At 63.5% G+C, this 24,983-nt stretch carries 26 protein-coding genes and 1 pseudogene; 7 read left to right on the top strand and 20 right to left on the bottom strand.

The genetic code is table 11. The annotated features are described in order from the left end of the window. Positions 1-98: 98 nt before the first annotated feature. Positions 99-704, bottom strand: coding sequence for a tetratricopeptide repeat protein (locus tag AC0L24_RS22485; protein ID WP_127809056.1), 606 nt, complete (start codon positions 702-704; stop codon positions 99-101). 112 nt (positions 705-816) lie between these two features. Then, a complete protein-coding gene (ykgO, locus tag AC0L24_RS22490; RefSeq protein ID WP_006327841.1) occupies positions 817-942 on the bottom strand; it encodes a type B 50S ribosomal protein L36 in 126 nt (41 codons plus the stop codon). 242 nt (positions 943-1,184) lie between these two features. Here ykgO and AC0L24_RS22495 point away from each other — a divergent pair, with 242 nt between their 5' ends. Continuing rightward, positions 1,185-1,607 (top strand): lysozyme inhibitor LprI family protein, encoded by a 423-nt coding sequence (locus AC0L24_RS22495; protein ID WP_127397018.1) that lies wholly within the window; start codon positions 1,185-1,187, stop codon positions 1,605-1,607. A gap of 6 nt (positions 1,608-1,613) precedes the next feature. Here the strand turns inward: AC0L24_RS22495 and AC0L24_RS22500 are convergent, their stop codons facing one another. From AC0L24_RS22500 to AC0L24_RS22565, 14 genes are all read right to left on the bottom strand, one after another. Next, a complete protein-coding gene (locus AC0L24_RS22500) occupies positions 1,614-2,693 on the bottom strand; it encodes a 5-(carboxyamino)imidazole ribonucleotide synthase (protein ID WP_127809057.1) in 1,080 nt (359 codons plus the stop codon). Beyond that, complete coding sequence (gene purE, locus AC0L24_RS22505; RefSeq protein WP_127296872.1) at positions 2,690-3,187, bottom strand: 5-(carboxyamino)imidazole ribonucleotide mutase; 498 nt, start codon at positions 3,185-3,187, stop codon at positions 2,690-2,692. Before purE ends, AC0L24_RS22500 begins: the two co-directional genes overlap by 4 nt. A 102-nt stretch (positions 3,188-3,289) precedes the next feature. Continuing rightward, positions 3,290-4,183, bottom strand: a complete 894-nt coding sequence (locus tag AC0L24_RS22510) for a ribokinase (RefSeq protein WP_127809058.1) — start codon at positions 4,181-4,183, stop codon at positions 3,290-3,292. Then, positions 4,180-5,055 carry a MurR/RpiR family transcriptional regulator gene (locus tag AC0L24_RS22515; protein WP_013529211.1) on the bottom strand — a complete coding sequence of 292 codons (876 nt, stop codon included), beginning with the start codon at positions 5,053-5,055 and terminating at the stop codon, positions 4,180-4,182. The genes AC0L24_RS22510 and AC0L24_RS22515 overlap by 4 nt, the downstream gene beginning before the upstream one ends. Further along, entirely contained in the window at positions 5,052-6,020 is a 969-nt protein-coding gene (locus tag AC0L24_RS22520; RefSeq protein WP_127809059.1) for an ABC transporter permease, read from the bottom strand. Before AC0L24_RS22520 ends, AC0L24_RS22515 begins: the two co-directional genes overlap by 4 nt. Positions 6,021-6,043: 23 nt before the next feature. After that, positions 6,044-7,543 (bottom strand): sugar ABC transporter ATP-binding protein, encoded by a 1,500-nt coding sequence (locus tag AC0L24_RS22525; protein ID WP_127809060.1) that lies wholly within the window; start codon positions 7,541-7,543, stop codon positions 6,044-6,046. A 68-nt stretch (positions 7,544-7,611) separates the two neighbouring features. Continuing rightward, complete coding sequence (locus tag AC0L24_RS22530; RefSeq protein ID WP_127269388.1) at positions 7,612-8,664, bottom strand: sugar ABC transporter substrate-binding protein; 1,053 nt, start codon at positions 8,662-8,664, stop codon at positions 7,612-7,614. Positions 8,665-8,706: 42 nt separating this feature from the next. Next, the gene (locus AC0L24_RS22535) at positions 8,707-9,696 is read right to left on the bottom strand and encodes a TIM barrel protein (protein WP_127809061.1); all 990 of its coding nucleotides are present in this window, start codon (positions 9,694-9,696) and stop codon (positions 8,707-8,709) included. A gap of 217 nt (positions 9,697-9,913) precedes the next feature. After that, positions 9,914-11,119 (bottom strand): aminotransferase class V-fold PLP-dependent enzyme, encoded by a 1,206-nt coding sequence (locus AC0L24_RS22540; protein ID WP_292140733.1) that lies wholly within the window; start codon positions 11,117-11,119, stop codon positions 9,914-9,916. A gap of 25 nt (positions 11,120-11,144) precedes the next feature. After that, on the bottom strand, positions 11,145-11,606 hold the full coding sequence (locus AC0L24_RS22545; protein WP_127382404.1) for a RidA family protein: 462 nt from the start codon (positions 11,604-11,606) through the stop codon (positions 11,145-11,147). 38 nt (positions 11,607-11,644) lie between these two features. Then, positions 11,645-12,439, bottom strand: coding sequence for an amino acid ABC transporter ATP-binding protein (locus tag AC0L24_RS22550; RefSeq protein ID WP_127272345.1), 795 nt, complete (start codon positions 12,437-12,439; stop codon positions 11,645-11,647). A 2-nt stretch (positions 12,440-12,441) separates the two neighbouring features. Continuing rightward, a complete protein-coding gene (locus tag AC0L24_RS22555; RefSeq protein ID WP_023810936.1) occupies positions 12,442-13,092 on the bottom strand; it encodes an amino acid ABC transporter permease in 651 nt (216 codons plus the stop codon). Between the two features lies 1 nt (position 13,093). Continuing rightward, entirely contained in the window at positions 13,094-13,759 is a 666-nt protein-coding gene (locus tag AC0L24_RS22560) for an amino acid ABC transporter permease (protein ID WP_023810937.1), read from the bottom strand. Positions 13,760-13,928: 169 nt separating this feature from the next. Further along, complete coding sequence (locus AC0L24_RS22565) at positions 13,929-14,810, bottom strand: transporter substrate-binding domain-containing protein (RefSeq protein WP_127267516.1); 882 nt, start codon at positions 14,808-14,810, stop codon at positions 13,929-13,931. 127 nt (positions 14,811-14,937) lie between these two features. Between AC0L24_RS22565 and AC0L24_RS22570 the strand changes: the two genes are divergently transcribed. Next, positions 14,938-15,726, top strand: a complete 789-nt coding sequence (locus tag AC0L24_RS22570) for an IclR family transcriptional regulator (protein ID WP_127399021.1) — start codon at positions 14,938-14,940, stop codon at positions 15,724-15,726. A gap of 21 nt (positions 15,727-15,747) precedes the next feature. Here the strand turns inward: AC0L24_RS22570 and AC0L24_RS22575 are convergent, their stop codons facing one another. After that, positions 15,748-15,951, bottom strand: coding sequence for a YdcH family protein (locus tag AC0L24_RS22575; protein ID WP_013529216.1), 204 nt, complete (start codon positions 15,949-15,951; stop codon positions 15,748-15,750). A 239-nt stretch (positions 15,952-16,190) separates the two neighbouring features. Here AC0L24_RS22575 and AC0L24_RS22580 point away from each other — a divergent pair, with 239 nt between their 5' ends. The 5 genes and pseudogenes from AC0L24_RS22580 (at position 16,191) to AC0L24_RS22600 (ending at position 20,512) form a co-directional block, all read left to right on the top strand. Further along, positions 16,191-16,370 (top strand): YdcH family protein, encoded by a 180-nt coding sequence (locus AC0L24_RS22580; protein WP_013529217.1) that lies wholly within the window; start codon positions 16,191-16,193, stop codon positions 16,368-16,370. A 334-nt stretch (positions 16,371-16,704) separates the two neighbouring features. Then, positions 16,705-17,955, top strand: coding sequence for a flavodoxin-dependent (E)-4-hydroxy-3-methylbut-2-enyl-diphosphate synthase (ispG, locus tag AC0L24_RS22585; protein WP_164873938.1), 1,251 nt, complete (start codon positions 16,705-16,707; stop codon positions 17,953-17,955). A gap of 5 nt (positions 17,956-17,960) precedes the next feature. Then, positions 17,961-18,815, top strand: coding sequence for a lytic transglycosylase domain-containing protein (locus AC0L24_RS22590; protein WP_127809063.1), 855 nt, complete (start codon positions 17,961-17,963; stop codon positions 18,813-18,815). A gap of 136 nt (positions 18,816-18,951) precedes the next feature. Further along, positions 18,952-19,716: a Stf0 family sulfotransferase gene (locus AC0L24_RS22595; RefSeq protein WP_127397034.1), complete on the top strand. Its 765-nt coding sequence runs from the start codon at positions 18,952-18,954 to the stop codon at positions 19,714-19,716. Positions 19,717-19,763: 47 nt separating this feature from the next. Then, positions 19,764-20,512 (top strand): annotated as a pseudogene (locus tag AC0L24_RS22600) (class I SAM-dependent methyltransferase). A 16-nt stretch (positions 20,513-20,528) separates the two neighbouring features. Here the strand turns inward: AC0L24_RS22600 and AC0L24_RS22605 are convergent. The 3 genes from AC0L24_RS22605 to AC0L24_RS22615 all read right to left on the bottom strand — a co-directional run bounded on the left by AC0L24_RS22605 (position 20,529) and on the right by AC0L24_RS22615 (position 24,868). After that, positions 20,529-22,868 carry a response regulator gene (locus AC0L24_RS22605; RefSeq protein ID WP_127809066.1) on the bottom strand — a complete coding sequence of 780 codons (2,340 nt, stop codon included), beginning with the start codon at positions 22,866-22,868 and terminating at the stop codon, positions 20,529-20,531. A gap of 114 nt (positions 22,869-22,982) precedes the next feature. After that, positions 22,983-23,789 (bottom strand): class I SAM-dependent methyltransferase, encoded by an 807-nt coding sequence (locus AC0L24_RS22610; RefSeq protein WP_127397031.1) that lies wholly within the window; start codon positions 23,787-23,789, stop codon positions 22,983-22,985. Positions 23,790-23,950: 161 nt separating this feature from the next. Further along, on the bottom strand, positions 23,951-24,868 hold the full coding sequence (locus tag AC0L24_RS22615; protein WP_127809067.1) for a polyprenyl synthetase family protein: 918 nt from the start codon (positions 24,866-24,868) through the stop codon (positions 23,951-23,953). Between the last annotated feature and the right edge of the window lie 115 nt (positions 24,869-24,983).

Raw genomic sequence — 24,983 nt, forward strand, 5'->3', positions numbered from 1 at the left:
GAGTAGGGGAGTAGGGGAGTAGGGGAGTAGGGGATATGTTCCACAGCGCAATCTGCACCACTTACATACTGCCTTACTCTCGTATTCCCTTCAGGACATCAAATGCCTTCACCGGCAAGTTCCTCCGAAATCGTGCCGACCTGGTCCTGGGCGCTGCGCATCATCGGATAGATGGCCAGCACCTTTTGCCAGGCCTCGAGCGCCGATTGCTTGTGGCCGGTCAGCGCCATGATCTGCGCCAGGCCGGACAGCGCGCCGAAGTGGCGCGGCTCGAGCTGCAGCGTATGGTCGATGTCGGACATCGACTTGCCGTAGTTCTTCATCATGAAATGGACGGTGGCACGCCGGTTCCAGCCTTCGGCATAAGTCGGCTGCAAAGTCACCACCTGGTCGAGGAAATCGAGCGCGACGTCGAACTTCTGGCCCTCGACGGCTTTTTGCGACCACTGCATCATCAGGTCGATCGAGGCGCTGCCGGATTGCGACCACTCGCTCCAGATGTTGCCGGCGATGCGCTCGGCCGCCTTTTCGTTGCGCTCGCGTTTCAGATCGCTGAACAGCTGGTCGAGGCGGGCTTGTTTCGTCGTTGCGGCGGGCGGCGCGTCCTGAGTGGCCGGCGGCGCGACAGCATCGTCCGCCCATGCCGGGCCATAAATGACGCCGGAAACAAGCAGAGATGTCACAAATGCAAAAAGAGTCCGCATCGCCGGACTCTAGTCCCGGGCGACGGAACGTCAAACTGAATTTGGCGTGAAAATGCCGGCAGGCGGCAACAAGCATCAAATGGGGGGAGGCAACAGCCTCCTGCCCGAAAACTCAGCCCTGGCGTGCCTTGTAGCGCGGGGCGGTCTTGTTGATGATGTAGACGCGGCCCTTGCGGCGAACCAACTGGTTGTCGCGGTGACGCGCCTTCAGCGCCTTGAGCGAATTCTTGATCTTCATGGTCTTGCCTGTCGGTGTGGACCCGGTCCGGGTCGAAATTTTAAGGCGCGCCAGAAGACGCGCCTTTGAACTGTGGGAGGCTCATAAACGAGGAGCCTTGTCCCTGTCAACCGCAAGCGTGCTCCATAGCGGCTGTGAATTGTCCCTGTCATCAATTATCCGCCATGTCGGCCTTGCGGCATTGCGCGGCCCTGGGGCCGGCTGGGATGATGCGGTCGCCGTGAAGTGATTTGGAGAGAACCATGCGCCGAATGTTCCTGTCCGCCTGCCTTGTCCTGCTGGCGGCAGCTTCGGTTGCTCGCGCGCAGGAATGCGACCGCAGCGACGACAGCCAGCAGATGATGAACATCTGTGCCGGCGAAGACTATCAGGCGGCCGACGCCAAGCTCAACAAGGCCTATCAGGACCTCACCAGCTCGGATGACGCCGGCGGCAAGAGATTGCTGCAGGTGGCGCAGCGCGCCTGGATCACTTTTCGCGATGCCGAATGCGCGCATTCCACCGCCGCCAGTCAAGACGGCTCGATCCATCCGATGGCAGTATCGCAATGCCTGACCAGATTGACTAATGATCGCATCAAGCAGCTCGCTGCCGCGGCCAATTGCGAGGAAGGCGATTTGAGTTGCGTCAAACCAGGCGAGGACGAGAGCGACGATTTGCAGTAGGCAACCCTATGAGGCGCGACGGCTGATCCGAGTGAAATGTCCCATCTTGCGGCCGAGCCGCGCTTCGGCCTTGCCGTAGAGATGCAGCATCAGATCGGGCTCGGCGAGCAGCTCCGGGACGCGCAGCACATCGTCGCCGATCAGGTTTTCCATCACACAGTCGGAATGGCGGTCCGGGGCGCCGAGCGGCAGGCCGGCGATGGCGCGGATATGCTGCTCGAACTGCGAGACGATACAGGCGGCTTCCGTCCAATGGCCGGAATTGTGCACGCGCGGCGCGATCTCGTTGGCCAGCAGCGAGCCGTCCGCCAGCACGAAGAACTCGACGCCGATGACGCCGACATAGTTCAGCGCCGACAGGATCTTCGATGCGGCCGTTCGGGCCGCTTCCGCCGTCTCCGGCATAATGGCGGCCGGCAAGGTCGATGTGTGGAGAATGCCGTTGCGATGGATATTCTCGGCTGGATCGTAGGCGACAACCGCACCGTCCAGCCCACGCGCCGCGATCACCGATATCTCGCGCTCGAACGGCACGAAGGCCTCCAGGATCAGAGGCACATTGCCCATCGCGTCGCATGTGCCGGCGAAGCCGCCGGCTTCCATGTTGCGGAAGACGCGCTGGCCTTTGCCGTCATAGCCCATGCGCCGGGTCTTCAGGACACCGCTGCCGTCGAATGCTTTCAGCGCCGCGATCAGCTGGTCATCATTGTCGACGGCGTGGAAATCGGCGGTGGCAATGCCGATGCCGTTGAGGAATGTTTTTTCGTCCACCCGGTCCTGCGCCACTTCCAGCGCACGCGCCGGCGGATAGACCGGAACCTTGACGGCCAGCGCGCTGGCGGCTGCAACCGGCACGTTCTCGAACTCGTAGGTGACGACGGAACTCGAGCCTGCCAGTTCGGCAAGAGCGGCCGGGTCGTCATAGGCGGCTGTTATTTGCCGGTTGGCGACCTGCGCGGCCGGGCAATCCGCTTGCGGCTCCAGCACCACGGTGCGGTAGCCGAGGCGGGCGGCGGCAACAGCCAGCATGCGGCCGAGCTGGCCGCCGCCAATGATGCCGATGGTCGATCCGGCGGGCAGGCTCACGGCGTATCCGTCGGTTCGGTCGCGACCTTGGCGGTCTGCGCGGCGCGCCAGGCGTCCAGACGGACGGCAAGGCTGTCATCGTTCAGGGCCAGCACGGCAGCGGCCAGAAGGGCTGCGTTGGCAGCGCCGGCCTTGCCGATGGCCAGCGTGCCCACGGGAATGCCGGCTGGCATCTGGACAATGGACAGCAGCGAATCCTGCCCGGAAAGCGCTTTCGATTCCACCGGCACACCGAACACCGGCAGCGGCGTCATCGCCGCCGTCATGCCGGGCAGGTGCGCCGCACCGCCGGCGCCGGCGATGATCACCTGATAACCGGCTGCCTTGGCGCCCTTGGCGAAATCATAGAGCCGGTCCGGCGTGCGATGCGCGGAGATGATCAGCCGCTTGTGCGGGATGCCGAGTGCTTCCAGCGTTTCGGCGGCATGACGCATCGTCGCCCAGTCGGACTGGCTGCCCATGATGATGGCGACGTCGGCGCGTTGATCGTCCAAGTCCGTGTTCCCCGGCGACAAAGGCGCGCCTTAGCGGAATTCGCGCGAGGCCGCAAGGATAGGCGGCGGCCGCGGCGGTCTGGCAAGACGGAAACCAGCCGGTCAGATGCCGTCGCGCTCGGCCTCTGGCGTCGAGACCAGCAAGGCCGAAGCCGCGTTGGCGGCGGTGATGGCCGCCCGCATGGTCTGCCCACGGGCAAGTCCCGCGGCCAGCGCGCCAACGAATTCATCGCCGGCGCCATGCGTGCTGGCGACCTTGACGGGGATGGCGGACAGAGCAAAGGCCTCACCGCTACGATCGCAACAGGCGACGCCCTCGCCGCCCGCCGTGACAATCGCCACCGGATAAAGATCGGCCAGCAGCCGTGCGGCTTGCGCGGCCCCGTCCAGCGTCTCGAACACTGCTGTGCCAGCCAGGAATTCAGCCTCGATGGCGTTGACCACCAATATGTCGACCAGGGCGATCAACTCGTCGGAGAGTTTGCGCGCGGGGGCCGCGTTGAGCACGACGCGGCCGCCCCGTGCTTTGACGGCGCGTGCGGCGGCAATGTTGCCGGCTTCCGGCACTTCGTTCTGCAACAAAAGCACCGCCGTCTGTCCCACCACATCGGAAGCAGAGACGATGTCGGCATGGCCCAGTGTCAGATTGCTGCCCGAGACGATCACCGCGCCATAGTCGCCGCCCGCGTCGAAGATCGCCACGCTCATGCCGGAGCCGGCGCCAGCGGCCACCCGCACGAAGCGGTGGTCGACCACTGCGCGATTGAGATTGGCCAGCAACGCCCGCCCGAAATCATCGTCGCCGACGGCGCCGATCATCGCCGCGCGCACGCCGGCCCGCGCCGCCGAGACAGCCTGGTTGCCGCCCTTGCCGCCGCATTTCGGGTGCCAGGCATGGCCGGTCACCGTCTCGCCCTTGCGCGGGCGGTCGGGCGCGTCGACCATGATGTCGTAATGCAAGCTGCCGAACACGGTGACCAGCGGCGATGTCGTCATGAGCCCCGGTCTTTTCGTTTCGATGTCACCGCGGACATGGTGCGGCCGAGATTGCGCTCCGCCGCCTGGTAGTCGCGCTGTGCCACCGCCACGAACAGCGCGTCGAGGATGTTGAGCTGGGCAATGCGCGCCGCTGCGTTCTCGCCCATCAGCGGCGAGCCCTGCGCGGTCGAGCACAGCACGATGTCGGCGACCGCAGCCAGCGGCGAGTTGTCGTAGTTGGTGATGGCCAGCGTGCGGGCACCGTTCTTGCGGGCCAGCTGGATGGCGTCGATGACGGCCGACGTGTTGCCCGAATGCGAGAAGCCGACGGCGATGTCGTCGCCGCCGAGCAGCGAGGCCGACATCAGCATCATATGCGAATCGTCATAGACGGATGCGCGGATGCCGATGCGCAGAAACTTGTGCGAGACATCGCGGGCGATCTGCGCCGAGCCGCCGACGCCATAAAAATCCCGGTTCTTGGCACGGAAGAGCAGCTCGGCGGCGCGGTCGAAATCCTCGATGTCGAGGATCGCCAGCGTCTCCTCCAGCGCCTGGATGGAGGTGCGAAAGACTTTTTGCACGATCTCGGCCGAACTGTCGTCGGATGACAGTTCCTGGTGCATCTCGGCGGTCGGCAGGCGACTGTATTCATAGACGGCGGTGCGGAAGTCGCGATAGCCGGAAAATCCCAGCTTCTTGGCGATCTTGACCACCATCGCCTCGGACACGCCGGACTCTTCGGCGATCTGTTTCAGCGGAATGCTCTCGTCGAAGCCGCGCCGGCCGAAGACGGTTTCCACCACCTTCGCCTCCAACGGGGTGAGATGCGGCATCATCATGCGGATGCGCGGTCCTACCGCTTTCAGGTCCAGCCCGCTCAAGGTCATCCACGCCCCCTCGTCACGCGATCGATAAGCATCGCGGCGAGGATTATAAGACCAGTTGCCAGAAGCTGATAGAAGGACTGGACGTTCATCAGCGTCAAACCGTTGCGCATGGCGCCGAGGATGACGGCGCCCAGGATGGTGCCGACGATGCTGCCCTTGCCGCCCATCAGCGAGGCGCCGCCGATGGCGGCAGCCGCGATGGCGTCGAGTTCCCAGAGATTGCCGAGGATGGGCTCGGCGGCGCCGAGCCGGCCGACCAGGATCTGCGCGGCAAGCGCCGCCAGCAGGCCTGAGATCATGTAGGCGGCGATCTTGGTGCGGGCAATCGGCACGCCGGCGATGTAGGCCGCTTCCTCGTTGCCGCCGACGGCAAGCAGATATTCGCCGAAGGGCGTCTTCTTCAAAACGACCCAGGCGACGACAGCCACGCAGGCGACGATGATGACCGCCAGAGGCAGTCCAAACAGCGATCCGTTGAAGATGGCGCGAAAGTCGGCGGGCAGGCCGAGGACCGGATTGCCGCCGGTGTAGATCAGCGCCAGCGCCCGATAGGTGCTGAGCGTTCCCAACGTGACGATGAAGGGCTGCAGCCCGACATAGGCGACGAGCACGCCGTTGACGAGGCCGCAGGCAAGGCCAATGACGAAGCCGGCGGCGATGGCCAGCGGAAACGGCACGCCGGCGACCATCATAGAGGCCGAGATGACGGCCGAGAGTGCCGCCGTCGGCCCGACCGACAGGTCGATGCCGCCGGAGATGATGACCAGCGTCATGCCGAGTGCGAGACAGGCATTGATGCTCGACTGCTGCAGGATGTTGATCAGGTTACGCTCGGCGAAGAAGCCGGGCACCAGCGCGCCGAATACGGCCAGGATCACGACAAGGCCGATCAGCGTGCCGGCGTCGCGCATCGAAACGCCGCGCAGGAATTCGGCGCGTGGCCGCACCAGAGTGGTATCCGACATATCCGTCACCTCTGCCTTGCCTGTTACGCGGCCGGCGTTTGCGTTTGCGGGATGGCGTGCGCCGCGATCGCCTGTTCGCTGATATCGTCTCTGTGGAGTTCGGCCGCGATCGTGCCGTCGCGCATGACCAGCACGCGGTCGGCAAGCCGGATCACTTCGGGGAGTTCGGAGGAGACGACGATCACGGCATGACCCTCGGCGGCGAGTTCCTCGATCAGATGATAGATCTCCGCCTTGGCGCCGACATCGATGCCGCGTGTCGGTTCGTCGAACAAGAGGATGCGCGTTCCCGCGGCCAGCCAGCGGCCGATGATCGCCTTCTGCTGGTTGCCGCCGCTGAACAGGCGGATCGGCCGGTCGAGCAGGAACGGGCGCAGATTGACGCGGCTCATCCTGTCGACCGCCACCTGTTTCAGCCTGGTGTGATCGATGACGCCGCGCGGCGCGAATACGTTCATCGAGGCCAGCGCCATGTTGCTGGTGATCGAGCGCAGCGGCACGATGCCTTCGCGCTTGCGCTCCTCCGGCACCAGGCCGATGCCGGCGGCAATCGCATCGCGCGGGCCGGCGAAGCGCGCCGCCTTGCCGTCGATTGCAATGGTGCCGGCCGTGGCGCGATCGGCGCCGGCCAGGAGCCGCAAAAGTTCAGTTCGGCCGGAACCGACCAGGCCGGCAATCCCCAGCACCTCGCCGCGATGCAGATCGAACGACACGTTGCGCACCTTCGTCGCCGAGGAGAGGCCACGCGCGCTCAGCATGACCTTGTTCGTGGCATGGGAATTATGGTGTTCCTGCGCCAGTTCGCGGCCGACCATCATCGCCACGACCGCTTTCTCCGACAGGTCTTTCAGATCGACGGAATCGACGACGACGCCGTCGCGCATGATGGTGGCGCGCCGGCAGATGCCGAACACCTCATCCAGCTTGTGCGAGACATAGACGACGGCGACGCCATCGCGCGTCAAACCTGTAATGACTTGCGCGAGCCGTTCGAATTCGCTCGGCGTCAGGCTCGATGTCGGCTCGTCCATGGCGACGATGCGGGCGCGATCGAGTAATGCCCTGGCAATCTCGACAATCTGCCGCTGCGCCACCTTCAGGGTGCCGAGCGGGGCGGCTGGATCGATGGAAGGGTCGATGGCTGCAAGAGCCTCGGCGGCGCGGCGCTCCTGCTCTCTGCTGGCGACGAAGATGCCGCCGCGCGTCAGCGGATGGCCGAGGAACATGTTCTGGGCGACGCTGAGGCGCGGCACCTGCTGCAATTCCTGATGGATCATGGCGACGCCCGCAGCGCGCGCGGCAACCGGGTTGGCGAGTGTAACCGGCTTGCCGTCAATGAGGACGCTTCCCGCTGTCGGCCTGTAGACGCCAGACAGGATGCGCAGCAGCGTCGACTTGCCGGCGCCGTTTTCGCCGAGCAGGCCGTGGATTTCACCGGCCCCCACCGAGAGTGACACCTCGTGGAGCGCCCGTACGGCCGGAAACAGCTTGGAAATGCCCTTGAATTGCAGCCTGGGTGACATCGGGTTCTATCTCCGGGCCATGGTGCCGGTCAGAAGCGAATTGCCCTGACCGGCACTGTTGGTTGGCCTTACTGGCCCGCAGCCGCGTCCTCGAGCAGCGCCTTGCGCGCGCCGGCGCCGGAATAGCGGTCGGCATTGTCCTTGGTGATCAGCGCCTGTGGCGTGGCGACGACGCGCGGCAGCTTCTGTCCCGCGACGAGACGCAGAGCTGTTTCCAACGCCACTTCGCCGGTCAGAACGGGGAAACTGTCGACCGTGCCGGTCAGTTCGCCGGCCCGTATGGAGGCATAGGCATCGGAAATGCCGTCGGTGCCGAAGACCGCAACCTTGTCCTGCAGGCCGGCGGCCTTGACAGCCTCGACGATGCCGAGCGCCATGCCGTCATTGTTGGCATAGAAGCCGATCAGGTCGGGATGCTGCTGCAGGATGTTGGTGGCCGCGTCATAGGAGGTCTGGCGGTCCCAGTTGCCGGGAACGCTGGCGACAACCTCGAACTTGCCTCCCTCGGTGATGGTCGACTTGAAGCCATCGGTGCGCTGCACGGCGGCATAGACGCCAGCCTGGCCTTCGACGATGGCGACCTTGCCGCCATTCGGACGATTCTTGACGAACCATTTGGCGACGCGCACGCCATTGTCGCGTTGGACATTGCCGACATAATGCTCGGCCTGCGGGATGACGGCGTCATTGACATTGACCACCGGCACGTTGGCGGCCTTTGCCTGCTCCATGATCGGCTGCAGATTGGCATCCGTCTGCGGCGAGACGAGCAGCACGTTGTAGCCCTGCGTCACCAGGCCTTCGGCGATGGTGAGCTGGCCGAGCTGGTCGCCCTCGCTCTGCGCTGCCTGATAGACGACAGGAACGCCGACCTTGGCGCCGAATGCCGTGTAGCCCTCGCCCAGCGAGCGCCAGTATTCATTGGTCAGCGTCTTGGAGACCGCGCCTGCCTTGGTGCCTTCGGGCAGCTTGGGGAACGCGCCGAACTTGGCCTCGACCTGCGACCAGTCGATGCGGTCCTTTTCCGTGTCGGAATTGAGCGGCGCGAGGTCGGCGGAAAAGGCAGAGCCGATCGAGAGCGCCATCAGTGCGGCGGTAGCGGTGGCAAGCAGAAGTTTCATTGTATTCCTCCCTGGTTGAAAAACGGCGATGGCGCGGATGCCTCAGCTATCCGGCCCGAGCATGATTTCCTGGATGATGGCCTGCGACGTAACGGCATCCTGGCTGTCCATGGCGGCGGACAGGCGATTGTCCTGCTCCAGCCGGTCGACGACGCGCAGCATGCGCTTGACGGTGGCGATGTTGACTTCGCACTCGCGCACCGGATCGAGCCCGGTCATATCGGGGAACGTGTCGAAATAGATGGCGCCGGCGTAACCGTCGCGGCGAATCTGCCTGAGCAGCTCGATGGTCTGCAGCGTGTGCACCGCGCCGACCATCAGGCCGTCGTCGCGCTTGGCGTAGCCGTCGTTCAGGTGCACGCCGAGCAGCTTGCTATGACGCGCCACCAGGGCTGCGGCAAAGGCCGGCTGTTCGTCGGCGTAGAGCACATGAGCGAAATCGAGCGTGACGCCGAGATTGGGCAGGCCGACATCGCGGATCGCCAGCAAGGTCGTCGCCGCATCCGGCATCAGGCTGTAGGAGCGGGGTTCGTTCGGTTTGTATTCAAGGCTGATCTGACAGTCGGGATCATGTGCCGCAACTTCACGAATCCCATCAATTTCGTGTTGCCAAAGCGTCGAATAGTCGGCCTGGAAGGCGTAGTCGAAGCCATCCTGGCCGAGCCACAGCGTCATCAGGCTGGCGCCGGCCTCACGCACGGCATCGATGCCGGCCTTGGTCAGGTCGATGGCCTCGCGGCGCACCGCCGGATCCGGATTGGTGAAAGCGCCGAGCTTGAAGGCGGGGTTGGAGTAGTAGCGCATGGCAAAGCCATTGATGGAGAGCCCTAGATCGCCCAGTTTCAGGGCGATTTCCGTGGGCTTTTCACCGACGTGGTCAGGAAAGTTGAGATCGAGATCGGTAAGCCCCTCGACCTTGGCGGCGCGCGCCGCCATCTGCAGCAGCGACGGCTTGCCAGTAAGATCGGGCCACTCAGCCTGCGGCCGCGAGGCAAAGGAATTCAGGCGCGTGGCGAAACGAGTGGCTGTCATGATCGATCCTTCAATCGTCATGACTTCACATAAATAAAGATATTTGTAAAGTTTGTTTGGGAGGCTACGAAGCGGCCACCAGGCTGGACCCGCCAAGGTGCGCAAAGGGAGCCGGCAGTTTCCCGGCCGGTGCCCTGGAGAGCCCGTCAGGCCAATAGGCGCATGATGGCGCGTGCTGGTTACGGCCGGCGCATTCAGGTAGCGATTCGCCGGGTGTTCAATCTGGCCAGCGCAAGACGCCGGACGAATCCTTGCGGGCGAGTTTCATCGCATCGGCCGGGCGGTCCTTGGCGGTCAATACGGCGCGCAACCGTTCGGCGACGATCTCAGCCTCGCCGGGATGGAGGTTGCAGGGATCGAGGAAGAAATGGCCGCGCTCCACCTCATGGTTGCGCACGATGATCGGCGGCGAGCCCGTCGCCAATGCCGAGGTGAGGCCGGCCGCCGTGAACCGGCTTTCGGGCAGTACAAATATCTGAAGCCGATCGAGAGGGTTGGCGGTCGGATCGGGAATGATCTGCGCGACAATGCCCGGCAGGCCCTGCAACGTCTCCTTCCACAGGTTGAGCGCGGCGTCTTCGCGGCGGCGGATGCCGGCATGGTCGCGCTTTTCCCAGGCTTCCAGTGCGGCCATGGTGCCGGCGATGCTCTCCTTGCCGACCTTCATGGCGCGGGCGACGCCGCGGTTCTGGAGATAGGCGGTGCGAACCAGATCCTTGCGCCCGGTGACGATGCCGCTGGTCGGCCCACTCAGGAATTTGTGTCCGCTGTAGATGACAATGTCGGCGCCGCGCGCGAGGAAGCCGCGCAGATCATACTCTGAAGCCGCATCCACGATCACAGGGACGCCCCTGGCGTGGCAGATCTCGCAGAATTCCTCCAGGGACAGCATGCCATACTGCACGGTGTGGTGCGCAACGACGTAGAGGCCCGCCGCCGTGCGGTCGTTGATCGCGTCGCGCACATGATAGTCCTGCGTCACGCTGACCGTGCCGGCCGGCACCACCCTGGCGCCCGCCAGCCGGACCGACTGGTCGATCGGCGCACCATAGTTGACGATGTGCCCGAGCTGGACGATGACCTCCGACTTGAGGCCTTCCGTGTTATCAGGCAGCCGCTCAATGGCGAGCAGATTGGTCCCCGTCATCGCACCGGCGATCGCCATGGTGATGCCGCTGGCGCAGCAGGCAGTGATGAAACCGGCCTCGCCGCCGGTCAGGCGCGCGACGATCGTGCTTGCGGCACGTTGCAGGTCATCCATTTCCACCCATTGCGAGGCCATTTCCGCCATGGCGCTGATCGCTTCGGGGACGATGATCGACGCGCCGAGCGCGGTCATCGTGCCGGAGACATTGATGATCGGGCGAAGGCCGAGCCGTTCGCGGATGGTGGTGTTGGAGCCGTCGGTGGAAGTGGTTTTCATCTCTCGGATTCCATTCTTCTAAAGGTCAGGCGGCGATCTCGACAACCGCCTCGATTTCAACGGTGATGTTTCCAGGCAAGGAGCCGACGCCGATCGCCGAGCGGGCATGGCCGCCGATATTGTCGAACACATCGGCAAACAGGTCGGAACAGCCATTGACCACTTTCGGGTGGTCGCTGAAGGTCGGTATGGCGTTGACGAAGCCGAGCAGCTTGACGACGCGCACGATCCGGCCAAGGTCGCCGGTGGCTGCGTGCATGACGGCAAGCAGATTGAGGCCGGTGAGGCGGGCATGGCCATAAGCCTGCTCGACGGTGACATCCTCCCCCACCTTGCCGGTAAACAGCGTGCCGTCGGTGCGCAGCGGACCCTGGCCGGACAGGAAGATCAGCCGGCCGCTTTCGGCATGGGTGACGAAGTTGGCGATCGGTGTCGGCGGCTCGGGCAGCGTCAGGCCCAACGCGGCGAGCCGGATATAAGGCGTCATGAAAGAAGGCTCCTTGCGACAGCGTTCGCTGTCCCGTTCTAGAAATGCGAGGCGCGGAAGCGCGCCAGGAAGGTGCGCAGGCGCTCATTGTCGGTGTCGGCCGCCAGGATTTCGGCGGGTGGACCCGCCGCGCTGACGCCGCCATCGGCCATGAAGATGATGCGGCTCGAGGCATCTCGGGCAAAGGCCATTTCGTGCGTGACCATCACCATCGTCATGCCGTCCTCGGCCAGGCTACGCACGACCTCAAGCACCTCGCCGACCAGTTCCGGGTCGAGCGCGGAGGTTATCTCGTCGAGAAGCAGGATCTTCGGCCCCATGGCCACGGCGCGGGCAATGCCGACGCGCTGCTGCTGGCCGCCGGACAGTTCGGCGGGCAGGCTGTCGGCCTTGTGGGCGAGGCCGACCCGGCCGAGCCAGTGTTCGGCGATGGTGCGCGCTTCGGCGTTGCTCTTGCCGCGCACCTTGGTGAGGCCAAGCATGATGTTGCCGGCGGCTGTCAGGTGCGGAAAGAGGTTGAAGCTCTGGAACACCATGCCGGTCTCGGCGCGCATCGCGGCGAGATCGCGTTCGCTGCGACGCTGGCGGGTTCCGGCTTCGCGAAAGCCGACCTCCTTGCCGTCGATGCGGATCGAACCACTGTCATAGCTTTCGAGAAAGTTGACGCAACGCAGCAGCGTGGTCTTGCCGCTGCCGGAGGGGCCGATGACCGTCACCACCTCGCCCTTCGCCACCTGCAGGCTGACCGAACGCAGGACCTGGACGGTCCCAAAGGCTTTGGAAACGTCCTGGACGTCGAGAAGGGCCGGGGTGTTTTTCGGACTTGTGGACATTGCTATTCCCGGATGAAGGAGAAACGCCGCTCGAGCCGACGGCTGGCGAGCGAAAGGGCATAGTTGACCGCGAAGTAGATGAGCGCGCCGAGGATATAGAGCGGCATGGCCTCATAGGTGCGGCCGATGACCTGGTTGATGGCCTGCATCAGGTCGGTGATGCCGAGCAGCGATACCAGCGCGCTGCCCTTGACCGCATCGGTGACGCCGTTAATCCAGGGCGGCAGGAAGCGCCTGAACGCCTGTGGGAAAATGACGTAGGCGAGCCGCTGGCGAAAGGTGAGTCCGATCGCCATCGCCGCCTCGGACTGCCCTTTCGGAATGGAGCCGACAGCACCTCTGAAATATTCGACGACCTGAGCTGTCTTGAACAGGGTCAGCGCCAGCACTGCGGCCCAGAACGACGGCAGATGAAGCCCAACGGCCGGCAGTCCGTAATAGACAAAGAAGATGAGCACCAGGATCGGGATGCCGCGGATGGTGTCGCTGAAGATGCGCACGGCCCATTGCAACGGCACCGGGCCATAGACTAGGCCGACGCCCATGATCACGCCGGCGATCAACGAAAACACCACGACCAGCAGGGATACCCACAGTGTCAGGGCAAAGCCCTGGGCGAGGAAAGGCAAGGCATAGGCTATCTGGGTCAGCATGTCAGCGCGCCGCCCTGAACCGGCGCTCGACGAGCCGAAGCGCAAAAAGCAAGATGTAGCCGGTCACCAGATACATCGCCGTGACCACGAGATAGACCTCGACGATGCGGAAGGTGTTGAAGTTGATCCACTGGGCGCCATAGGTCAGCTCCGGCACCGAAATGACCGAGGCGACGGAGGTGTCCTTGAACAGCGATATGAAGGTGTTGGACAATGCCGGCAAGGTGATGCGCAGCATGGTCGGCAGGCGCACGTTGAGCAGCCTTTGCCAGGGCGTCAGGCCGATTGCCTTGCCGGCGTCCAACTGTCCGCGCGGAACGGCTTCGAGCCCGGAGCGAAACACCTCGACCAGATAGGCGCCGCTATAGAGCGACAGCGTGACGACGAACGAGGTCGGCGCGCTGTAGGCGATGTCGACCACTGTCGGCAGGCCGTAGAAAACGAGGTAGACGAGCAGGATCAGCGGCACGTTGCGGATGAATTCGACGTAGGCGGCGATGATGGTGCGCACGATGCGTCCGGCAGACACGTACCAGACCGCCAAAACCAGACCGATGACGGTGCCGATGGCGATCGATATGACGGCGAGTTCGAGACTGAGCAGCAGTCCGCCCCACAGCTTGTCGAAGTGCCGCCAGATCAGGTTGAAATTAAGGGCATAGCCCATGCGTCCGCCTCAGTGCCGCAGGCTTAGAGCAGTTCACCGTTTCACGGAAACGGCGACCCGCTCTAACTCTTTGTTTGACGCAATTCCGGACGAAAAACCGTTTCACACTTCCTGGAATTGCTCTAGGGAGGCGGAAGGGCGCTGGATACGCCCTCCCACCTGATGCAGATCAGATGGCCGGGAAGCCGGGATGGCGCGCCGGCGGCTCCTGTCCGAAATAGTCCTTGAAGGCGGCATCGTAGAGTGCGTTTTCGTGGCCGAACATGGCGATGGTGAAGGTCGCGTTGACGAAGGTCAGCCAGTCAAGGTCGCCTTGCCGGAGTGCCGCGCCATAAAGCATGCTCAGCCAGCTCTTGCCGGCGTCGAAATATCTGTCCGGATTGCGCGAGGCGAGCCAGCGCACCGTGGACAGATCGACGGCAGCGGCGTCGACGCGTTTCGATTCCAGTGCCTGCAGCACGTTGGCCTGGGTATCGATCTGCATGACCTGGCACTCGGGCAGCACCGAATGCACCTGCGCCTCGGCATCGACATTCTGCAGGATGGAGACGCGTGTCGCCGAGCCGCCGGCAAGCAACTTGTCGAAGGTCTTGTTCTCGGCGGTCGGAAGGCTCAGCAGGGCGACGCCCTCGACGTAGTAAGGCCGGGAAAAGTTGACCAGCTGCGAGCGCTGGGCGCTCATCGTCATGAACTGAATGGTGATGTCGACCTTGTTGGTGGTGACGTTGGGGATGCGCTGTGCCGGATCCTGCATCACGAACTCGACCTTGGTCGGATCATCGAAAAGGCCCTTGGCAAGAATGCGCCCCATGGTGATGTCCATGCCGACGAGTTCGCCGGCATCGTTCTCGAAGTGCCACGGCGCGTTGGTGCTGCCGGTGCCGACGATCAGCTTGCCGCGATCGAGCACGGTGCGCAGCAGGCTGTCGGGTGCTGCCTGAGCAGCGGCCTTCTGGGCATCGACGGCTACCGCCGCACCCACGACGCCGGCCGTGGCCAGTCCCGCCATTCCCAATTTCAGAAAATCACGTCTTCCGGATGTGTCGTTCACGGCGACCTCCTTTCGTTTGTGTTCCCCTTGCACAGGCAATACACGCGTCAGTGACGTCGAAGCGATTGTCTCTTACAAGAGACGTGTGTATCCTGTACAGGACAGATACTAACACCGGGAATCAACAATGCAAGATGGCAATGCCTCGGCACTTTCAGCCGGCGAGAAGATTTCGGGCTCCCGTGAAAAGGGGCTCAACCGGGTGCTCGAGATTCTGGAGTTTCTTCACACGACCCAGCGCGCGATCGGCATTGGCGACCTTGCCAAGGGCGTGAACGCGCCCCGTTCGACGATCTATACGCTGGTGCGGTCGCTGGTCGATGCGGGACTGCTGGAAATGGAAGGCGACGGCAATCGCGTGTATTTCGGCAAGAAGCTCTATCTCTACGGAATGGACTATGTGCGGGGCAACGACCTGTTGAGGCGGGGGCGCCAGGAGGTCGACAATCTGTCGCGCGAGACCGGCGAGACTTCCGAACTGTGCATGCTGCAGAGCGGCCGCTATACGATCGTCCATGCGAGTCCCGGCACCAGGCCGTTCCGCATCAGTTCCGCCACCGGCTTGCAGATACCGCTGCCCTGGACGGCCTCGGGGCGGCTGCTTCTGGCTGGGCTGGAGAAGGCTGAGATCGAAGACATGGTGTCAAACGACGATCTCGTGCTGCCCGACGGGCGCAAACTGCGGCTCGACGATTTCGTCGCCGACATCGCAAAAGCGCGGATCACCGGCTATTGCGTCACTTCGGGCCTTGTCGATGCCTATACCAAGTGCCTTGCCGCGCCGGTGTTTTCAGCGCCGGGCAAGGTCGAGGCGACGATGTGCCTGGTGGTCCCCATCGATACATCCGAGGGGCGGACCGGCGAACTTATCGGCCTGCTGCGTGATCGTGCCGCGAAGCTTTCGATCGCCGGGTAGCGCGAGCGAGCGAACGCCAACTCACGCAATGATGTCGGGAATGATCTTGTCTTCCAGCGCCATCAGCCGGTCCTTCAGGAACAGCTTCTTCTTCTTCATGCGCTGGATCTGCAGCGGATCGCAGGCCATGGCGATCATCGCGTTGATGGCCGCATCGAAATCGGCGTGTTCCTGCTTCAGGCGGGAAAATTCTAGGCGAATATCGGCCTGTTCCTGATCGGACATTCTCTACCGTCTGCACGTCTGCGGCGCCCAAAACTGGGCCTGATTGGGCGGGACCGGGTGTTTTGTCACCGGCGTGCAGCCCATATCACATTTCAAGGTGTCGTGGAATGCTACCACGGATCATTCGACATCGCGGCCGGATGGTGGCACAGTGTCATTGTGCCGTCACAGAAGCGAACCTGCGGTGGACGCGCCGTGACGGTTGCAATCGAGGAAAACCATGAAAGGGAGAACCAATCATGTCTCTTGCATCCCATCTTGATGAGTTGCAGCGGAAACACGGCGACATCGAACGTGAAATCGATGACGCGATGAATCATCCATCGGTCGACGACCTCGAAATCGTGAATCTCAAGCGACGCAAGCTGGCACTCAAGGACGAGATTGAAAAACTAAGAGGCAAACCGACCACGCATTGACGCCCTCCTGACATAGCCGCCCAATATCCGCGGCCTCTTTTCCCGGCGGCGCCCCGCCGCCGGCGTGGAGGGTTTTGATTTTCCAGCACCGGTCTGTCAGCCGAAGCTGGACTTGCACCCGGCTCAATCTCCGCTTCGACCGTCGCCCGTTTCGCCAGATCATCGATTGTTTCTGGTCGCCGGCGGCGGGCGATTCCGGCCAATGGCGACCTGTCGCCATTGACAAGCCATCTTTGCTCCTCCACCTCATGCCCGGACCTCAGCGCATCGGCCCGGGGCGTCGTTGTGCGTCCATGCAGGACACAAGATGCTCCAGAGACAAAAGGCTGCCGGCATGACCGGATATTTTTCCTCTCCTTTCCCCCGCCGCACGTCGGTCAGCGTCGATGTCGGCGGCGTGGTCGTCGGCGGCGGTGCGCCCGTTATCGTCCAATCGATGACCAACACCGATACGGCCGATATCGACCAGACGGTTGCGCAGGTCGCAGCGCTGCACCGGGCCGGCTCGGAGATCGTGCGCATCACCGTCGATCGCGACGAGAGTGCCGCCGCCGTGCCGCGCATTCATGAGCGGCTTCAGCGGCTCGGCATCAACGTGCCGCTGGTCGGCGATTTCCACTATATCGGCCACAAGCTTTTGGCCGATCATCCGGCCTGCGCCGAGGCGCTGGCCAAATACCGCATCAATCCGGGCAATGTCGGCTTCAAGGACAAGAAGGACCGCCAGTTCGCCGATATCGTCGAGATGGCGATCAGGCACGACAAGCCGGTGCGCATCGGTGTCAACTGGGGCTCGCTCGACCAGGAGCTTTTGACCCGGCTGATGGACGACAACCAGGACAAGGGTTTTCCGCTGACGGCCCAGGAGGTGATGCGCGAGGCGATCGTGCAGTCGGCGATCCTGTCGGCCGAGATGGCGGAAGAGATCGGCCTTGGCCGCGAAAAAATCATCCTGTCGGCCAAGGTCAGCGGCGTGCAGGACCTGATAGCCGTCTATACCGAACTCGCCACCCGCTCCAACCACGCGCTGCATCTCGGCCTGACCGAAGCCGGCATGGGCTCGAAGGGCATCGTCGCTTCGTCGGCCGCCATGGGCATCCTGCTCCAGCAAGGCATCGGCGACACCATCCGCATCTCGCTGACACCGGAGCCGAACGGCGACCGCACGCGCGAGGTGCAGGTGTCGCAGGAATTGCTGCAAACCATGGGGTTCAGACAGTTCGTGCCGATTGTTGCCGCTTGCCCCGGCTGCGGCCGCACCACCTCCACCGTGTTCCAGGAACTCGCCCAGAACATCCAGGCCGATCTCAGGAAGAACATGCCCGTGTGGCGCGACAAATACCCCGGCGTCGAGAACCTCAAGGTCGCGGTGATGGGTTGCATCGTCAACGGCCCCGGCGAGTCCAAGCATGCCGATATCGGCATTTCGCTGCCCGGCACGGGCGAAATGCCGACGGCGCCTGTCTTCGTCGACGGCAAAAAGGCGGCGACGCTGCGCGGGCCGTCGATCGCCGCGGATTTCGAGAAAATGGTCGCCGACTATATCGAGCAACGGTTCGGTCGCGGCAAGGCCGCGGCCGAGTAGAACCGATGCAGCGTTTCCTTTGGGCAGCGCTGATCCTGCTGTACGGGCTGACCTGGTCGACCCTTGTGCAGGCCGATCCGCCGCAATCCGCCAAGCAGCGGCTGATCGACAAGGTCTGCAATCTGATCCAGGCGAATGCCGACCAGAACGGCCTGTCCAGGGATTTCTTCGCCCGGCTGATCTGGAAGGAAAGCCGTTTCGATCCCAACGCCGTCAGTCCGGTCGGTGCCGAAGGCATTGCCCAGTTCATGCCGGGCACCGCCAAGATGCGCGGGCTTGCCAATTCCTTCGACATCAACCAGGCGATCCCGGCTTCGGCCAGATATCTCGCCGAAATGAAAACCGGCTATGGCAATCTCGGCCTGGCGGCCGCCGCCTACAATGCCGGCGAGAGCCGGGTGTCGCGCTGGCTCAGCTCCGGCGGTTTCCTGCCGATGGAAACCGAAAGCTATGTCTTAGACATCATGGGCGAACCAGCCGACAAGTTCACCGACCGGGCCTATGCTGGAAAGGTCGAGCCGCTCGACGCAAAGACGGAGTTTGCCGTCGCTTGCCGAAAACTGCCGGTGATCATGTCGCGGACGGTGGCCATGGCTTCGATCAACATAAAGCCATGGGGCATCCAGGTGGCCGGCAATTTTCGCCGCAGCGCCGCGATCAACCAGTGGGTCAGGGTAAGGAGCCGGTTCCCGGCTCTACTCAACGGGCATGATCCGGTGGTCAGCCGGGTGCGCACGCCGATCGGCCGGCGCGGCATCTACGCGGTCAGGATCGGTGTCGACCGCCGCGCCGATGCCAACGTTATTTGCCAGAAATTGCAAAGTGTCGGTGGGGCGTGCGTGGTGGTGCGCAACCGGTAAATTTGGCCGCTGCAGGCATGGTGTTTGTCCGAGAGAGGCATTTAAAAGCGATAGCCGTGACGTCGCATCCAGCAAAGATTTCAGCTATAGCGGCCGCCATCCTTACTGGGCGGCGGCCCTGTCTTTGACGAGCAGCATGGGTCTCAACATGTTCGATGGATACATCATCTGCGGCACGCCGAGGACCGGAAGCACGCTGCTGTGCAAGCTTCTGGCATCCACGAAGACGACTGGCGATCCGCACTCATTCTATCGGCGGCAGGATGTGCTGGAGTGGGCTGAAGAGTGGAAGCTGCCCGATCGCGACACGATGAGTGAGCTCGACTTCAATGTCGCCTATCTCAACGCGGCGATGGCTGCGGGCAAGGGTGGGACCGGCCTCTTCGGCCTTCGCTTAATGCGCGAAAATCTGGATGAACTCTCGGCAACCCTCGACCGGATTTTTCCAAAACTGCCGTCCGACAGAGCGCGTCTTGAAAAGGCCTTTGGCCGCGTCCTCTACATACACCTCTCGCGGGAGAACAAGCTCGCGCAGGCTGTCTCCCTGATCAAGGCGGAGCAGACCGGTCTTTGGCATATCGCTCCCGACGGCACCGAGATCGAAAGGGTCGCGCCGCCGAAAGAGCCCCAATATGATTTCGAGCGGATCAAACGAGAGGTCACGGAACTCGAGACCTATGATGCGGCATGGAACATTTGGTTCGCTGAGCAAGGCATAACCCCGCTTCGGGTTGGCTACGAGCGCCTTTCGAGCAATCCGGCGGCGACGTTGCTAGGCATCTGTGAAGTTTTGGATGTCCGAGCACCAGACGCCGAAGATATAAGCCCCGGCGTTGCAAAGCTCGCTGACGCGACAAGCCTCGACTGGATGCGTCGCTATCGCCTGGACGCGGCGGCCTGACGCATTGATGGGCCGCAGCTGGAAATTTGGAGTATAGGCGGAGAACTATGACCGACCCTATCTACAGCGATCCTGACTTCGTCCAGTTCTATGATATTGAGAACCAAAGCGGCCGCGCCGATTTTGAATACTGTATCGGTCTTGCCGTAAATCGCGGCTCGGTCCTCGATCTCGGCTGTGGCACTGGCCAACTGGCTGCCGAACTTGCCGATGGGCATAGTGTCACTGGCGTTGACCCGGCATCGGCGATGCTCGACGTCGCGCGGCGCAGGGCCGGCGGCGACAGGGTCGACTGGGTCGAGGCTGACGCGCGTACTGTTCGGCTCGGGCGGCGTTTCGATCTGGTCCTGCTCACCGGGCATGCGTTCCAGGTTTTCTTGACAGGCGAGGATCAGATGGCGGTGCTGGGCACCATCACTGAGCATCTCGCTCCTGGCGGGCTCTTCATTTTCGACACACGAAATCCCGCCGAGGAGGAATGGCTGGAATGGACGCCGCAGCGCTCCGAACGGGCGGTTACGCATCCCGACCTCGGCACGGTCAAAGCCTGGTATGATGCCGGACACGATGCCGCTACCGGCATCGTCACCTACTCGACCTTCTATGACATTCCGGGCGGTAGACCTGTTCTGGGGCCGAATCCAAGATCGCGTTCCCCAAGAAGGAAGATCTTGCGCGGATGCTGGACGAGGCTGGCCTGTTGGTCGAGCAGTGGCTGGGTGACTGGCAGGGCACGCCTTATGGCGTGACCTCGCCGGAAATCATCCCGATCGGCCGGTTGCGCCGATCGGCCTGACCAATAGGGCCGGCTTTTACGCCGTCTTGGCCACCACCGTCTCGCTGAGCCATGTGCCGATCTTGGTGCCCAGGCGGTCGGGCGAAACGGGCTTCGGCAGATAGTCGTCCATGCCAGATTCGATGCACTTGTCGCGATCGCCCTTCAGCGCGTGCGCGGTGACGCCGATGATCGGGATGTGGGCGCCCGTCGAGACCTCCATCGCCCGGATGGCGCGGGTCGCCTCATAGCCGTTCATTTCGGGCATCGAAACGTCCATCAGGATCAGCTTGGGGCGCAGCGCCCGGTACATTTCGACCGCCGTGCGGCCATTGCCGGCGATGCGGTAGCTCAAGCCCAACCCATTGAGGATCTGGCCGAAGACCAACTGGTTCACGTCATTGTCCTCGGCAATGAGGATGTCGATCGGTCCGTTCGGCGCGGTTGTCAATTCCGGCGCTGCCGTGACCGGCATTGCCGGGCCGCGGATGACAGTGAAGGCGGGCGGCGCTGCCAGGGAAGCCTGCACAATCGGTTCACGGACGAACCGCGCCTTGCCGACCTGCGAACGGGCCTTCTGAATCACCGAGATGACGGTGCCGAGCAGCACCGCGGAGCGCGCCGGTTTGGTCAGATGCGCGGCAATGCCGAAGTCGATGATCATCTTACCGAAATCGACCTGGTCGACCGAGGTCAGGATAACGATCGGGATGGCCGACAGGCGCCTGTCGGAAGCAATGGCTCTGGCGACGTCGGCGCCGTTCATTCCCGGCATCTGGTAGTCGAGGATGATGCAGTCGACAGCGGCGCCCAACTGAAAGGCGCGGTCGAGGAAGGCCAGCCCAACCGCGCCGCTTTCGGCGGCGGCGCAATCGAAGCTCCAGCTTCTGAGCTGCTCGAGCAGGATTTCGCGGTTGACCGGATTGTCATCGATGACCAGCACGCGCGCGCCGGTGACGTCGACCGGCACGATCTCGTCGCGCGCCGCGGCCTGATGCGCGGGCAGCGGCACCGCGAACCAGAACACCGAGCCGCGGCCGATCTCGCTTTCGACGCCGATCTTGCCTGCCATCAGGTCGACGAGGCGGGCGGCGATGGCCAAGCCAAGCCCCGTGCCTTCATGACGGCGGGTGGACGAGCCGTCCACCTGCGCGAATTTTTCGAACACGTTCTGCAGTTTCTCGGCCGGTATGCCGATGCCGGTGTCCTCGACGCGGATCTTGAGTTGGACCACGTCGTTGACGATTTCGCCGCCGACATCGATCAGCACATGACCCTTTTCGGTGAACTTCACGGCATTGCCGAGCAGGTTGGTGATGATCTGCCGGAACCGGCCGGCGTCGCCGACGACATGGGCCGGCAGGCGCGGGTCGACACGCACGATCAGTTCAAGGTTCTTTTCGGCGACGCGCGCCGAGACCAGCGTCGCCACATCCTCGACCGCCTCGGAAAGGCGGAAGGGAGCAGGGTCGAGAGTGAGTTGCCCGGCATTGATCTTGGAGAAATCGAGGATGTCGTTGATGATGGTGAGCAGCGCGTTGCCGGATTTGACGATGACGTCGGTGAAGGTCTTCTGGCGCGGGGTCAGATCGGTCTTGGCCAGCAGTTCGGCCATGCCGAGCACACCGTTCATCGGCGTGCGGATTTCGTGGCTCATATTGGCCAGGAATTCGGATTTGGCGCGGTCGGCGGCCTCGGCCTTGAACAGGGATTCCGCGGATTCGGCAAAGGCGCGGCGGATTGCCACTTCCATCGGGCGGAAGATCCAGAAGGCGACGATGGCAAGTGCCGCGAACAGGATGCCGCTCGCCCACAGCAGCAGCCTGTCGCTTGAGGCATCGGCCAGGTGGCGCTCATCATCCATGGCGGTGCGGACGCGGACCAGCATCGGCTGGGCGAACAGGTCGTTCTGGTTGCGGATTTCGCGATAGCTCCACTCGTCGACCTTTTGCGCCATCGACATCAGGTTGAAATTGCGCACCATGTCGCGCGGCGACCAGAACAGATCGCCGTTGACGGAAGCGGACTGGAGTTCGTTGACGGTCTTGATCGACAGCCGTGGCTTGATCGCCGCAAGCTGGGCGGTCAGCGTCTCGATCTCGCCGGTCAGGCGCTCCGAATGGCCGCGCGCCGATGTGGTCAGGGCATCGCGTGTCTCCGCCCGCCAGGCGGTGCCGGTGGTCTCGGCGAAGCTGGTCGCGTTGCGCAGGTCGCGGGTGAAGATGACGAGGTTGCTGCTCAGCGCATCGATGTCGCGGCGAAAGGAATTGACGCGGTCAAGCGCAATCACGATGCCGGCGGAAGCCAGCGCGAAGATCAGCAACCCTGAAATATAGCGGATCCGGACCGACCGGATGAAGGACGAATATTCAGGCATGCGCAACCCCAACACATACGCACCATTTTAATGGCCGGGATTACGCTTCATTTACATTAAAATTTCGTTCGTGCGGGCAGGCAGGCCATGCGAACCGCCGGATGGACAGCACGCCTAGGCCGCTTCCACGACGAGGGCGCGGATGCGGCCACGCACCGGACCTTCCCCGAACCGTTTCCCAAGGGCATTCGCCACGTATCGCGTCGCCTCCTCCAGCGAGCCGCCGCGCGCCTCGATCTCAGCCCGCAGGGGTGTGCCCTGGCAATAGGCCGTGGCCGCCTCATATGGCGACGAAGCGGCGCTGACGGCATCCAGCGGCTCTATGGTGATGTTACCGAAGTCGGCGGCATGAAGGTCGGCGCGGATGACGTCCGCATCGTGATAGCCGTGCGGCGTCCTCGCCATGAAGCGCGGCGGATCGGCCGGGAAAAAATGGCCGAGCGCCCGCGTCACTTCCTCGGCGAACTCGTTGTCTTCGATGGCACTCCAGACGTTGAACAGGAAGTGCCCGCCCGGCCGCATCACCCGCCGCGCTTGGCCGTAGGCGCCCACCCGATCGGGGAAGAACATCGCGCCAAACTGGCAAACCACGGCGTCGAACTCTGCGTCCTCGAAGGGCAGCGCCTGGGCGTCGGCCTGCCGCCAGGTGATCCGAGGATCGTCCGCCATCCGCGTGCGTGCGTGGTCGAGCATGGGCTGGTTGAGGTCGGTGACCACGATGCGGGCTTGCGCCGGCAACTTTGCTGCCATCGCACGTGTCACCACACCGGTGCCCGCCGCCACTTCGAGCACCGATTGCGGCCCGAGCTTCGACACCCGCTCTGCCAGATCCCGTGCATACGGCTCGAAGATCAGCGGCACCATCGCCCGGTCGTAGACCTCGGCAATGGAACCGCTGAACAGCTTGTCGGTGGTCGACATGGCACCCCTCCAACTCTACCCGCACCGCGTGCGTGCCGTGCGGATGGCAAAGCGATGTCGATCCTCTGCCTCGGCAGGCTTCCGCTCAAGTTCTATTTCTGAATTGGCCGGCGGAGGATGAGCGAACTTTAGTCAGCTCGATATCTCGGTTGGCGCCAACCTCAACTGGTGCGGGTCGCCACGAACGTCGCCGCTTCTTTCAGCAATTGGGCATCGTCGCCATAGGGCTCAAGCAGCGCATGCGCCTGTGCGACAAGGCCGTGCAACTGGCTGCGCGCCCAATTCGGACCATGCAAGGCCACCAGCGTCGCCTTGCCGGCGGCGGCGTCCTTGCCGGTTGCCTTGCCCATCTGGCTGGCATCGGCGGTCAAATCGAGCAGGTCGTCGGCAAGCTGGAAGGCAAGACCGATCGCCGAGCCGAATTCGGCCAGCCGCTCGCGGTCATCGGCCGGGGCGCCGGCGATGAGGGCACCTGCCTCGCAGGCGAAACGGATCAGAGCGCCGGTCTTCATCGCCTGCAGCCGGATGATGCCGGCCTCGTCCGGCGGCGTCTGTTCGGCTTCGAGGTCGAGCTTCTGGCCGCCGACCATGCCGCCGGGTCCGGCGGCGCGGGCCAGCGCCAGCACCAGGGCCGCCCGCCGCTCCGCCGGCAGGGCGGTCGCCTCGCCGGCGATGATGTCGAAGGCCAGCGTCAGCAAGGCATCGCCAGCCAGAATGGCGGTCGCCTCGTCGAAGGCTCTGTGCACGGTCGGCTGGCCACGACGCAGGTCATCGTCGTCCATGGCGGGCAGATCGTCGTGTACCAGCGAATAGCAATGCACGCATTCAAGTGCGGCGGCGACACGCAGTGCCGCCTCGCCATCGGCGGAAAAAAGGGCGGCACTTTCCATGACCAGGAAGGGGCGCAGGCGCTTGCCGCCGTTCAGCACGCCGTGCCGCATGGCTGCCATCAGCCGCTCAGGCCGCGCGATCTCGCCCGAAAGCGCACGGTCGTCGAGCAGCCGCCGCAGCAGCACCTCGACGGCGGCAGCGCGTCGGATGAGCGCCATTTCGAACGCCATTTGGTCGTCATTCGTCATGGCCCGGACCGGTAGCCGACACTCAGACGTTGCGCAAGAAGGCAAGCGCCATTATGCCGGAGCAGTATGAGCCCGTTTGGAAACTCTGCTCCTGCGGTCATCTGAGGGCGTTTTC

The sequence above is a fragment of the Mesorhizobium sp. WSM4809 genome (assembly GCF_055811655.1).